This window comes from Actinomadura sp. (assembly GCF_044508335.1).
Taxonomy (GTDB): Bacteria; Actinomycetota; Actinomycetes; order Streptosporangiales; family Streptosporangiaceae; genus Spirillospora.
The window spans coordinates 10605-22213 of the sequence record NZ_JBIQHY010000057.1 but is presented as its reverse complement, the minus strand read 5'-3'; the positions used below and the strand labels follow the sequence as shown (position 1 = coordinate 22213).

10 protein-coding genes are annotated in these 11609 nt (G+C 70.2%); 1 reads left to right on the top strand and 9 read right to left on the bottom strand.

What is annotated here, in order from left to right:
* Positions 1–61 precede the first annotated feature (61 nt).
* From ACIWVC_RS19850 to ACIWVC_RS19820, 7 genes are all read right to left on the bottom strand, one after another.
* The gene (locus tag ACIWVC_RS19850) at positions 62–934 is read right to left on the bottom strand and encodes an ABC transporter permease (RefSeq protein ID WP_396449240.1); all 873 of its coding nucleotides are present in this window, start codon (positions 932–934) and stop codon (positions 62–64) included.
* Positions 931–1857 (bottom strand): ABC transporter permease, encoded by a 927-nt coding sequence (locus tag ACIWVC_RS19845; RefSeq protein ID WP_396449239.1) that lies wholly within the window; start codon positions 1855–1857, stop codon positions 931–933. Before ACIWVC_RS19845 ends, ACIWVC_RS19850 begins: the two co-directional genes overlap by 4 nt.
* Positions 1847–3079, bottom strand: a complete 1233-nt coding sequence (locus ACIWVC_RS19840) for an ABC transporter ATP-binding protein (protein ID WP_396449238.1) — start codon at positions 3077–3079, stop codon at positions 1847–1849. Before ACIWVC_RS19840 ends, ACIWVC_RS19845 begins: the two co-directional genes overlap by 11 nt.
* Before the next feature lie 109 nt (positions 3080–3188).
* The gene (locus ACIWVC_RS19835) at positions 3189–4409 is read right to left on the bottom strand and encodes an extracellular solute-binding protein (RefSeq protein WP_396449237.1); all 1221 of its coding nucleotides are present in this window, start codon (positions 4407–4409) and stop codon (positions 3189–3191) included.
* 51 nt (positions 4410–4460) lie between these two features.
* Positions 4461–5465, bottom strand: a complete 1005-nt coding sequence (locus tag ACIWVC_RS19830) for a LacI family DNA-binding transcriptional regulator (protein ID WP_396449236.1) — start codon at positions 5463–5465, stop codon at positions 4461–4463.
* Positions 5466–5588: 123 nt separating this feature from the next.
* Positions 5589–7301 carry an MFS transporter gene (locus ACIWVC_RS19825; RefSeq protein WP_396449235.1) on the bottom strand — a complete coding sequence of 571 codons (1713 nt, stop codon included), beginning with the start codon at positions 7299–7301 and terminating at the stop codon, positions 5589–5591.
* Positions 7302–7432: 131 nt separating this feature from the next.
* A complete protein-coding gene (locus tag ACIWVC_RS19820; RefSeq protein ID WP_396449234.1) occupies positions 7433–8302 on the bottom strand; it encodes an aminoglycoside phosphotransferase family protein in 870 nt (289 codons plus the stop codon).
* 145 nt (positions 8303–8447) lie between these two features.
* Here ACIWVC_RS19820 and ACIWVC_RS19815 point away from each other — a divergent pair, with 145 nt between their 5' ends.
* Positions 8448–8849, top strand: coding sequence for a PPOX class F420-dependent oxidoreductase (locus ACIWVC_RS19815; RefSeq protein ID WP_396449233.1), 402 nt, complete (start codon positions 8448–8450; stop codon positions 8847–8849).
* Positions 8850–9194: 345 nt separating this feature from the next.
* On the opposite strand, the gene ACIWVC_RS19810 is transcribed toward ACIWVC_RS19815, so the two are convergent.
* Both ACIWVC_RS19810 and ACIWVC_RS19805 read right to left on the bottom strand, forming a co-directional pair.
* Positions 9195–10514, bottom strand: a complete 1320-nt coding sequence (locus ACIWVC_RS19810) for a DUF222 domain-containing protein (protein WP_396449232.1) — start codon at positions 10512–10514, stop codon at positions 9195–9197.
* A gap of 921 nt (positions 10515–11435) precedes the next feature.
* A partial coding sequence (locus ACIWVC_RS19805; RefSeq protein WP_396454415.1) for a hypothetical protein occupies positions 11436–11609 on the bottom strand: 174 nt, incomplete at its 5' end.

Sequence of the window (11609 nt, the reverse complement as noted above, 5' to 3'; positions counted from 1 at the left end):
ACACCCCTCACTGCACACCCCTCACTGGACACCCCTCCGGACACCCCTCACTGGACAGCTCTCATTCGGCCGGAGTCTCCCTCACCTGGGCGACGATCTGCGTCGGGTTCACGAACATCAGCGCGATGATCAGCAGCACCGCGGACAGCGCCATGTAGATCACCGCCATCGCGTCGATGGCCTGCGCCGCGCGGATCCCCGGAGTGAACGCGGCGCTGTACAGCGCGACGATCAGGGTCTGGCTGTCGGCGTCCGCCACCAGGAACGTCAGCTCGAACATGGCGACGGTGCGGACCAGCACCAGGATTCCGGCGGCGAGGATGCCGGGCAGCAGCAGCGGCACCAGCACCCGGGTGAAGACCTGCCGGGTGCGGGCGCCGCACATCCGCGCCGCCGACTCCACGTTGGTGTCGATCTGCTCCACGAACGGCGTCATCACCAGGATGACGAACGGCAGCGCCGGGACGAGGTTCGCCGCGACGACACCCGTCATCGTCCCCGCCAGATGCACCTTGTAGAGGACCGTCGCGAGCGGGATCCCGTAGGTGATCGGCGGCAGCAGCACCGGCAGGAGCAGCAGGAACATCACGATCCGCTTGCCGGGGAAGTCGCGCCGCGCGAGCGCGTACCCGGCCGGGACGCCGATGAGCAGCGCGAGCGCGACCACCACCAGCGTGATCTCCAGGGTGACCGTGAGGACCTCGCCGAGCGCGAACTCGTCCCACGCGTCGGAGTACCACGTGCTGGTGAAGCCCTGCGGCAGCCAGCCGGCGAACCACTTCGTCCCGAACGAGTTGACGACCACCGACAGGATCAGCGCGAACAGGTTGACCAGGAAGAACGCGACGCAGGCCCAGACGAGCCAGATGCCCGGCCGGCCCCTCGGCAGGCCGCGCTTCGGCAGCCCGGCCGGGCGCGTGACGGCGGTCGTCATGATCCCTTACCTCCCATCGCGGGCCCGGTGTAGAGGCGGCCGCGCAGCAGCAGCGTCACCGAGATGACGAGCAGCTCGAACACGCCCATCAGCACGGCGATGGTCGAGGCCATCGAGTAGTCGTACTTCTCGAACGCCGCCTGGTACGCCGCGATCGCCATGACCCGCGTCTCCCCGGCCGGTTCGCCGACGAGGTTCGCGGACGGGAACACCGAGAACGCCAGCACGAACGCCAGCACGAACGTGGTGGCGAGGCCCGGCGCGAGCAGCGGCAGGACGATCCGCCGCATCCGCTGCCAGGGGCCGGCGCCGAGCGTGGCCGCGGCCCGCTCCAGCGTCGGGTCGATCCCCGACATGTAGGACAGCACCAGCAGGAACGCGAACGGGAACCCGGTGATGAGCAGCGAGAACAGCACGCCCCAGTAGTTGTAGATCAGCCGGACGGGCTCGTCCACGATGTGCAGGTCGAGCAGGATCCGGTTGAACCAGCCCTTGGGGCCGAGGTAGCGCAGCAGCCCGTCCGCGACGAGGACCGTGCCGAGCGTCACCGGCAGGACGAGCAGCGCCGTCAGCACCCGCCGCCCCCGGAACCGGCCGCGCAGCCGGTACGCGATCGGCACCGACGCGCCGACGTTGATCAGCGCGGCGGGCAGCGCCAGCTTCAGCGTCTTCCACACGGTGCCGCGCTGGTAGGAGTCGGTGAAGAAGTCGGCGTAGTTGCCGAACGGCCCGCCGCCGTTCTTCGGCTGCAGCGACAGCCCCACCCCGTAGATCATCGGGTAGAGGAACAGCAGCCCGATGATGAGCACGGCGGGCAGAAGCAGGAGCAGCACCCGGTCGACGCCGCGTTCGGCGAGCCGGTGCCGGAGGCCGCCGCGCCCGGGCGCCGGCGCCTCCGGCCGGGGAGGAGCCTCAACCGCCATCCGGCGCCCCCGTCCCAGCGGGCCCGTCGAACGCCCGCCCGCTGAGATCCTGCCCGCCAAGGTCCTGCCCGCCGAGGTCCCGCTCGCCGAGATCCTCTCCGTCGAGGGCCCGTGCGGCCTCCCGCACGCTCTCCCGGAAGACGAGCACGCGCTCGGGCTGGACGGTCAGCGCCACCCTCTCCCCCGGCGCGATCCGCTCCGGGGACTTGAAGTGGACGACGCGCCCGTCCTCGGTGACGCCCTCGGCGGCGACCTCGCGCCCGTGGAACTCCGACACCTCGACCCGGAGGGTCACGCGGTTCTCCGCCTCCCCGGCGCCGGCGACCCGGAAGTCCTCGGGGCGGACGGCCGCGACCGCCCGCCCACCGGTGATCGGCTCCTGCCCGATCCCGGTGAGCGTGAGCCCGCCGGTCTCCCCGAGCGTCACCCTGCCGTCGTCCACCGACCGGACGGGCAGCTCCAGCAGGTTCCGGTAGCCCATGAACCCGGCGATGTAGGTGCTGGCCGGGTACGTGTAGACCTCCTCCGGCGTCCCGATCTGCTCGACCTTGCCGGACCGCAGCACCACCACCCGGTCGGCGAGCGCGAGCGCCTCCTCCTGGTCGTGCGTGACGTACACGGTGGTCAGGCCGAGCGTCTGGTGGATGCGGCGGATCTCCGTGCGCATCTGCACGCGCAGCTTGGCGTCCAGGTTCGACAGCGGCTCGTCCATCAGCACGAGCTTCGGCCGCAGCACGATCGCGCGGGCGATCGCGACGCGCTGCTGCTGGCCGCCGGACAGCTGGCCGGGCAGCTTGTCGGCGTGCTCGGTCAGCTCGACCGTGCGCAGCGCCTCGTCCACCCGGCGCGCCGTCTCCGCCTTCCCGACCCGCCGGACCGACAGCCCGAACGCGACGTTCTTGCGGACCGACAGGTGCGGGAACAGCGCGTAGTTCTGGAACACCATGCCGAACCCGCGCTTCTCCGGCGGCAGTGTGTCGATGCGCTCCTCGTCCAGCCAGATCGCGCCGTCCGACAGCGGCAGCAGCCCGGCCAGGCAGTTCAGCGCGGTCGACTTGCCGCAGCCGGACGGGCCGAGCAGCGCGATGAACTCGCCGCCCTCGATCCGCAGGTCGAAGCCGCTGAGCGCCGTCTGCTTCCCGAACCGCCGCGTGACCCCGTCCAGGCGCAACCGCCCGAACGCGGCCTGCGTGCCCTTCTCCACTGCGGTCTCCACCGTCATGACGTCCCTGCCGCGGACACGGAACCCGCCGAGCGGCCTCGCGCCCCGCCGCCGGGCGCCTGCACCGAACCGGCGCTGTGCGGGCTCACGACTTCTTGGCTGTGCGGGCTCATGACTTCTTGACTTTCTGGCCGCCGATCTCGCGGTCCCAGCGGTCGAACGCGGTGACGAGGGCCTTGGCGTCCAGCGGCGGGGCCTTGGGGTTGTCGGCGATGAGCTTGTCGTACTCGGGGCGGCCGTACTCCTGGATGGCCTGCCGGCTCTCGGCCGGAGCCATGTCGAGGGTCACGCCCTTCACGGCGGGACCGGGGTAGAAGTAGCCCTTGTCGAAGGTGATCGCCTGCTGCTGCGGCTGGAGCGAGTACTTCATCATGTCGAGCAGGACGGCGAGCTTCTCGCCGGAGACGCCCTTGGGGACGACCATGTAGTGGGCGTCGGTGACCCAGGTGAACCCGTCGAGCGCCTGGATCTTGACGTCCTTCGGCACCTGCCCGAGGACGCGCGGGTTGATGTCCCAGCCGGTGGTGCTGAGGATGATGTCGCGGGTGCCCTCGCCCAGCTCCTTCATCGTCTGCGTGGTGCCGGTCGGGTAGTACTCGATGTACTGGTCGAGCTCCTTGAGGTACTTCCAGGTCTTGGACCAGCCGTTCGTCGGGTCCTTGGGGTCGGAGTCCTTCAGGATGTAGGGCAGGCCCATGAGCCATGTGCGTCCGGGACCCGAGTTGGACGGGCGCGCGTACTCCAGCTTGTTCGGGTGGGCCTTCGCCCAGGCGAGCAGTTCGTCGGCCGTCTTCGGCGGGTTCGAGACCTTCTTGGGGTTGTACTCCAGCAGCGGGCCGGACGGGTAGTACGTCACGACGACGCCCTTGCCCTGCGCGAGGTCCTGCATCTTGGAAGCGGGCTCCAGGTACTGCGACTTGAGGTCGGGCAGCTTGTCGGAGTACTTGCCGAGCAGGTCCACCCAGAGGTTCTGCTCCAGGCCGGCCGAGAGGCCGTCGGTGCCGGTCAGCACGAGGTCGATGTCGAGCCGCCCGGCGTCCTGCTGGGCCTTGACCTTGCCGGCCAGCTCCGGCGCGGTCGCCTTCGTATAGGTGATCTTGCTGATGAGCTCGGGGTGCTCCTTCTTGTAGTTCTCGAAGATCTGCTGGGTGAGCTGGAGGTTCCCGGCGACGTCGATGACGTTGAGGGTGACGGGCTTGGACGGCGGCTTGACGTCTCCGGCGTCCGGCTCGGCCGCGGACTTGCCGTCCGAGCTGGGCGCGCCGCAGGCGGTCAGCAGCAGTCCGGCGGCGGTGGCGAGGGCGAGGAGGGCTGATCGAGGAGTTCTCATGGGGTGGGTCCTCCTGGCGGGACGCGCGGCCCCGCACGGGTAAGGCCGGGCTCACACCGGCCCGGTGGTGCCTCGGATGAGGAGTCGGGTGGTCAGCTCGGAGGCCGGCGGAAGAGGGGGCGCCTTGGGCGCCCGGGGGTCGAGCGTCGCGTGCATGGTGGCGGCCGCCGCCCGGGACAGCGCGTTCACGGGCATGGCCACCGTGGTCAGGGGCGGATTCGTCATCGACGCCATCGGGATGTCGTCGAACCCGACGATGCTGACGTCGCCGGGCACCTTCACGCCGCGCTCGGTGAGCCGTGACAGCACACCCAGCGCGACCAGGTCGTTGTAGGCGAACGCGGCGGTCACGCCCGCCGCGACCACCTCGTCGGCGGCCCGGTAGCCGCCGGTGAACCGCGGCTCGTACGGGCCGAGGTCCACCAGTTCGATGCCGCGCTCCTCGCAGGCCGCCCCGAGGAACTTGCGGCGCTGCCGGTTCGACCACGAGTTGGCCGGACCGGACAGGTACGCGCATCTGCGGTGGCCCAGCGCGTGGACGTGCGCGACCGCCTGGTCCAGGCCGGGCTGGAAGTCCAGCAGGACCGAGGGGGCCGTGCGGCTGGTCCGGTAGGCGAGGACGACGCTGGTCTTGGCCGCGACGGCGCGCAGCCGCGTCCCGGACATTCGGGGGGCGCACAGGATCAGCCCGTCCACCCGCTCGACCATCGCCTCGGCGAGCCGGACCTCGGTCGCCGTGTCCTCGTCGGTGTCGGCCAGGAACACCGCGAACTCGGTGTCCCGGAAGTAGGCCTCGACGCCCTTGATGAACGGGGCGAAGAACGGGTTGGCGATGTCGGGGACGATCAGCCCGACGTTGCGCGTCCGCCCGAGGACCAGCGACTGCGCCGCGCGGTTCGGCTGGTAGCCGAGCCGCTCGGCGCACTCGAGCACGCGCTGCCGGGTTTCGGCGTTCACGAGCTCCGGGGAGTTCAGCGCGCGCGAGACCGTCGAGGGGGACACCCCCGCCAGGCTCGCCACCGCCCGGATCGAGGCCCGGGTGCCGTCTGCGCTCATGGCGAAGATTATGAAAACGTTTGCGGAACAGTGTCAACAGCGGGCGCGAAAAAGCCCCCGGCCGCAACGGCCTCGTGATCTGAGGCCGGCCGCGGCCGGGGGCTCCCCTCCCGGGGTCCGGATCTAGGCGGCGTCCCGCCCGGCCCGCTGCAGGGCGGGCTCGTCCGCGACGTCCTCCTCGTGCACGTACCGGCGCCCGCGCAGCAGCGACACCAGCGCCGCGACCAGCGACATCGCGATCGCCATGGTGAACACGATGACCAGGCCGTGGTGGAACGGCTCGGAGATCAGGTGCGGGAAGTACGAGCGCCCGGTCAGCGTCGCCACGTCGTCCGGCGCGAGACTGCCGAGCACGTGGAACGGCGCGAGCAGGTTCTGGATCGGGTTGTAGCCGAGGAACGCGGCGAACAGCGTGCCGACCGGCGGCAGCTCGCCGACCTGCGCCGCCGGCCCCGGCGGGACGCCGTGCTCCGTCAGCCCCTGCGTCAGCGTCCTCGGCAGCGCGTTGGACAGCCCCGCGATCATCAGCGAGAAGAACACGCCGATCGACAGCACCATGCCGGCGTTCATGAACGTGGCGCGCATGCCGGACGCGACGCCGCGCTGGTCCGCCGGGACGGAGTTCATGATCGCGGTGGTGTTGGGCGCGGCGAACAGCCCGGAGCCCACCCCGTTCAGGAAGATCAGCAGCGCGAACGTGGTGTACCCGAAGTCGGTCGGGATGACCAGCAGCCCGGCGAACGCGAGCGCCGACAGCACCAGCCCGCCGGACGCGAACGCGCGGGCGCCGTGCCGGTCGGACAGGTGCCCGGACAGCGGCCCCGCCACCAGGAACCCGGCGGTGAGCGGCAGCAGGTAGATGCCCGCCCACAGCGGCGTGTCCTCGTAGTCGTAGCCGTGCAGCGGCAGCCAGATGCCCTGCAGCCAGATGATCAGCATGAACTGCATCCCGCCGCGTGAGATCGCGGCGAGCAGCCCGGCCGCGTTCCCGGCCGTGAACGCCCGGATGCGGAACAGCGACAGGTGGAACATCGGCTGCTCCACCTTGGTCTCGATCCAGCAGAACAGCACCAGCATCGCGATGCCGCCGGCGATCCCGCCGATCACCCACGGGTTCGTCCAGCCCATGTCGTGCCCGCCGTACGGCTGGATGCCGTAGGTGATCGCGGCGAGCAGCGCGGTCAGCCCGACCGCGAACGTCGCGTTGCCGAGCCAGTCGATCTTCGCGGCGACCGCCCTCCGCGCGGTCTCGACCAGGCTGCGGTAGGCCCAGAGCGTCCCGACGATGCCGATCGGCGCGGACGCGAAGAAGACCAGCCGCCAGTTGATCTCGCTGAGCAGGCCGCCGGCGACGAGCCCGATGAACGTCCCGGCGATCCCGGCGACCTGGTTGACGCCCATCGCCATCCCCCGCCGGTGCGCCGGGAAGGCGTCGGTGAGGATCGCCGCCGAGTTCGCCATGAGCATGGCGCCGCCGATGCCCTGGAACACCCGCCAGCCGATGAGCCATATCGCCCCGGCGCTCTCGTGCAGCGGATCGAGCGCCAGCAGGAGCGTCCCGACCGTGAACACCGCGAACCCGGCGTTGTACATCCGGACGCGTCCGAACATGTCCCCGAGCCGGCCGAGCGTGACGACCAGCACCGCCGAGACGAGCATGTAGCCCATCAGGATCCACAGCAGGTAGCTGACGTTGCCCGGCTCCAGCGGGTTCAGGTGGATGCCGCGAAAGATCGCCGGCAGCGAGATGATCACGATCGAGGAGTTGACCGTGGCCAGCAGCATGCCGAGCGTTGTGTTGCTCAGCGCGACCCACGGATAGTGCTTGGACGGCACGCGTACCCCCGGCAGATAGTTTCCTACGCTAACTAATCATAAACCCGGCGTTCCATGCCATCGCGACGAACGACCTGGAACCCTCACCAGAGCGCGCCCAGGGTGCGACCACTCCGCCGGCCCGCGCCCCATCAACCCACCACCGGGTCGGCGATGATTCGCTCCAGTACCCGGCTCTGGAAGCCCTCCGGATCGGGGCTCGACAGGCGGGCCATGGTCGCGAGCGCCTTCCACAGCGCCCACCCGCGCGCCCGCCGCCAGGCGTCGTCCGGCAGCCCGACCGCCTCCCGGAAGACCTTCCGTTCGGCACCGTCGAAGAACGTCCACGCCATGACCAGGTCGCAGGCGGGATCACCGACGCCGCACGTGCCGAAGTCGATGACCGCGGACAGCACCCCGCCGGTCGTGAGCAGATTGCCGACCGCGACGTCCCCGTGGAACCACACCGGCGCCTCCGGCCACGCCGACCCCAGGGCGTCCGCCCACACGGCCCGGCATGCGGCCACATCGACCGCGTTCCCGAGCGCGTCCAGCGCGGACTCCACTTCATGGCCGTACACGCTGGGGTGGCAGCCGCGGTAGTAGGAGTGCGGACCGCCGAAGGGCCCCCTCTCGGGCGCCTCGCGCAGCGCGGCGAGGAAGGCGCCGAGGTCGCGGGCCAGCCGGATCCGGTCGACGTCCGCGGCGGTCTCCACCGTCTCCCCCGGCAGCCAGCGCCGCACCGACCACGGGAAGGGGTAGCCGAGGCCCGGCCGTCCGGTGGCGACCGGCACCGGCACGGGCAGCGGCAGGTGCCCCGCCAGCCTCGGCAGGCAGCGGTCCTCCTTCTCCACGGCGGGCACGTAGCCTTCGGCGCTGGGCAGCCGGACCACGAGCCGGTCGCCGAGCCGGAACGTCCGGTTGTCCCACCCCTGCCGCGGGACGGGCCGGACGGGAAGCCCGCCCCATTCGGGGAACTGCTCACGAACCAGGGCGCGAACGAGTTCCGCGTCCAGCTTCATAGTCAACCCTCACTGCCAGCCGTCGCCGCTTCCGATTGCCGCGCCCGCCACACCGTGCCAGCGCGAAGAACCCGTCGGCAACGGCTTTTCGGGGCACCTCCCCCGGGCCTCTACTCAAATCGTGCGGCCGCCTAAGATCCGTCCGGTGGACGGAAAACACCGGCTCGACCTGACCGACGAGCGCCTCCAGGCGTTCTGGCGGGAGCGGCGCGTGTGCACGCTCGTCACGCTCCGCCCGGACGGGACCCCGCACGCCGTCCCGGTAGGCGCCACCCTGGACGCCGGCACCGTCCGCGTGATCACCTCGGCCGCCTCGGCGAAGGCCCGGCACGTCCGCGCCGCCGGCGAGTCCGGCCTCCCGGTAGCGGTGACCCAAGTGGACGGCCGCCGCTGGTCGACGATCGAAGGCCGCGCCACCCTCAAGACGGACCCGGCCTCCGTAGCGCACGCGGAACAGCTGTACACCGTCCGCTACAAACCACCACGCGCGAACCCGAACCGCGTGGTCATAGAAATCACCCCGACCCGCGCCCTAGGCAACCTCTGACCAGCCCCTCGGCCGGTGGGCCGCCCGGATCCGCTCACCCGGCCAGACCGGCGCTGGAAGCCGGGCGTCGGCCACGTCAATCGTGGGGCCCAGCAGGTCGGAACGGCTTCGGCGACACCGTGGCCAGGACTCGCCCGCGCGTGAGGCCGGAGTGCGGCGATGCTTCGCCAGCTCGTCTGGTCAGCGGGGCGGCCTCGAATGTCGTCTTGGAGCCGGACGTCAGCCACCGGCCCGACAGGTCAGCGAACGGGCTTCGGCAACATCACGGGGGCGGGCTGAGTACGACTCGCACAGCGCCAAGAGGGCGTCTTGGGCGCAAGGCGGTGCCGACGGTTCGGCCGAGGCTTACGGGCCGGCGGGTTGGCGGTGGGCTCTGGGTGAGGGGCGCCGGACGCGGCAGGGGCGTGGTTGGACGCTGTGCGATGTGGCGGTCCAGAGGTTGGAGGCGGGTGGGGTCCCTGAAGTGGGGTTATCGGGCGGCAGGACGCGATAGACATAGCGGCCTGCGGTTTGATCCCGGGTGATGTGGATCTGCTTCGGATTGGCGTGTTTGAAGCGGTTGTGCCAGCCGCAGCAGAGGGTGAGTTTGTCGATGTCGGTGGGGCTTTGGCCGAGGGCCCAGCCGGTGACGTGGTCGACTTCGCACAGCGTCCCGGGCACCTCGCAGCCCTGGACCGCGCAGGTCGGATAGAGGGTCTGGAGGACCTGGCGTTGGGCGGGGCTGGCGAAGCGTTGCCGGTGACCGAGGTAGAGCGGAACGTTCCCGCGGCCCAGGATGAGGGCTGAGACCCCGGCCGCCAGAGCGATGCGGCGGGCCTGGGCGGCGGGGATCGGAGTGCCGTCGGTGAGGCGTGCCGGTGCGTGGCCGCCGGTGAGGGTTTCGAGGTCGCAGATGACGGTGACGCGGGTGGCCTTGTGTCCGTCCGACAGGACGCTCGTCAACGCGGAAGCCGTGCGCTCGGACAGGTCACGGCGGTCGTCGGCACCGGCCGGTTTGGCCAGGGGCGCGAGAGCACCGTCCCAGATCGCGGCGTCTTCGGCGTTGAGCCACCCCTTGACGTAGCGGCCGCCGTCCAATGACCGGGTCGTGTCGATCCAGGAGCGTTCGTAGCCGCGACGAGCGTCGTCGGGTGCCCGTTCGGAGCCGTCACGCTCGGCGATAAGATCAGTGATCTTGTTGCCGAAGGAGGCGACCTTCCCCGCGGAGAAGCCCTGCCCGGCCAGGTCGAGGAGGATCTCTTCAGCGGTCGCGCAGTCCTCGTCGTTCAGCCGCGCGACCGCTGCGCCGATGGTGGAGGCATATCCGTAGGACAGCTCACCTGTGGCCAGTCGACGCGCCACTTCGGGAAGACGGTGACGCTGGCGGGCGAGGTGGAGGCGTTCCTTGGCGCGGGCCTCACGCATGCCCAGGCGGGTGCGCAGCCATGCCAGCGTGGACGGCAGGCCCCACCGGCGCATCTCCGCGGAGGCGTCGACTCGTCCGATCAAAGCGGCCAGCGCACTCTCATGCTGGTCGGTGGCGCGCGCGAGGACCTCGGCCTGCGCCATGCACACGGCCGGTGAGGCGGACGCCTCGCGCCGAGCGAGTTCGGCCGCAATCGACGCCGCCGCGTCCACCAGTTCGCCGGTGGACATCGACGCGATGTCGATCTCGCTCGAACACATGACTCTATGCTATCGAATGATTGCGACCCTTATCGCCTCGTGCAGGTGAGAATATTGAGGCTCTCCGGATAGTCGGCAGACCGTCCAGCTATTTCTGCCCGGGAGTCCGATGCCAAGTGCACGCTGCCGCGAACCATTTGTCAGGAAATATCACCCCGCCTTCTCGCCGCCACCGTCGGGGCCGAAGGCCCCGACACCGTCACCCGGCAGCGGACACGAAGAGCCGCAACCCCGCGCAGACCCGCAGCTTGGACACCATCCCCAGCCGCCGACCCCAGCCGAAGTGACTCCAGCCCACGGCGACCTCAACTTGCGCGCCGACCCGCCAGTGGCCACCGCAACTGGGCACCCACCGCAACCACACAAATCCGAGAAAAGACCGCCGTCACCATTACCGCAAGCAGAACACTCGCTAGCAACGCAGGCCGATTTCCGCCCTGATCCAGCTCAATGAGGAACGCGGAGACCGTTTTGGAGCAGGCCCTCGATCCCTCATCCGAGGAGCCGGTCTGGGCCGATCAGCAGGCGTAGGCGACTCCGCAGCCGGAGATGGCCGTCGGCCCGGCCCTGAAGCTGCCCTCCGCCACTCTGCCAACTACGTCTACGCCGTTCAGGCAGGCGTACCAGAGCCCGTCTCCTCGAATGAAGGCGATGGCAGCGAAACGAGCTTCGACGACACCATTGACCAGCCTGAACAGCCTCTCGCACGGCATCAGAAATCCACATCGCGCTGAGTTGCAGCAATCTCCGCCAGGTCGAGTCGACGCAGATGATCGGCGGCCCGTCCCGAGGCACCGCCACAGAAAGCCGAGCGTCGGCCACGTCACGAAGAGCCCCGGCCGCTCACGAAGAGACCCGGCCCCTCAACGAGAGGGGCTTCGGTGACATCGTGGACCTCTCCGAAGCGAACCTCGCACGAGGTCAGGAGTGCGCATCAGCTTGGGCGGTGCCTACGGCGGCCTGGCCGAGGCTTATGCCGCCGTCGTTCGGTGGGACGCGATGGTGCGTCAGTACCTCGAAGCCCGCGTCGGTGAGGCCGGATACCGCGCGTTCCAGCAAGAGCATGTTCTGGAAAACGCCGCCGGAGAGAGCGAC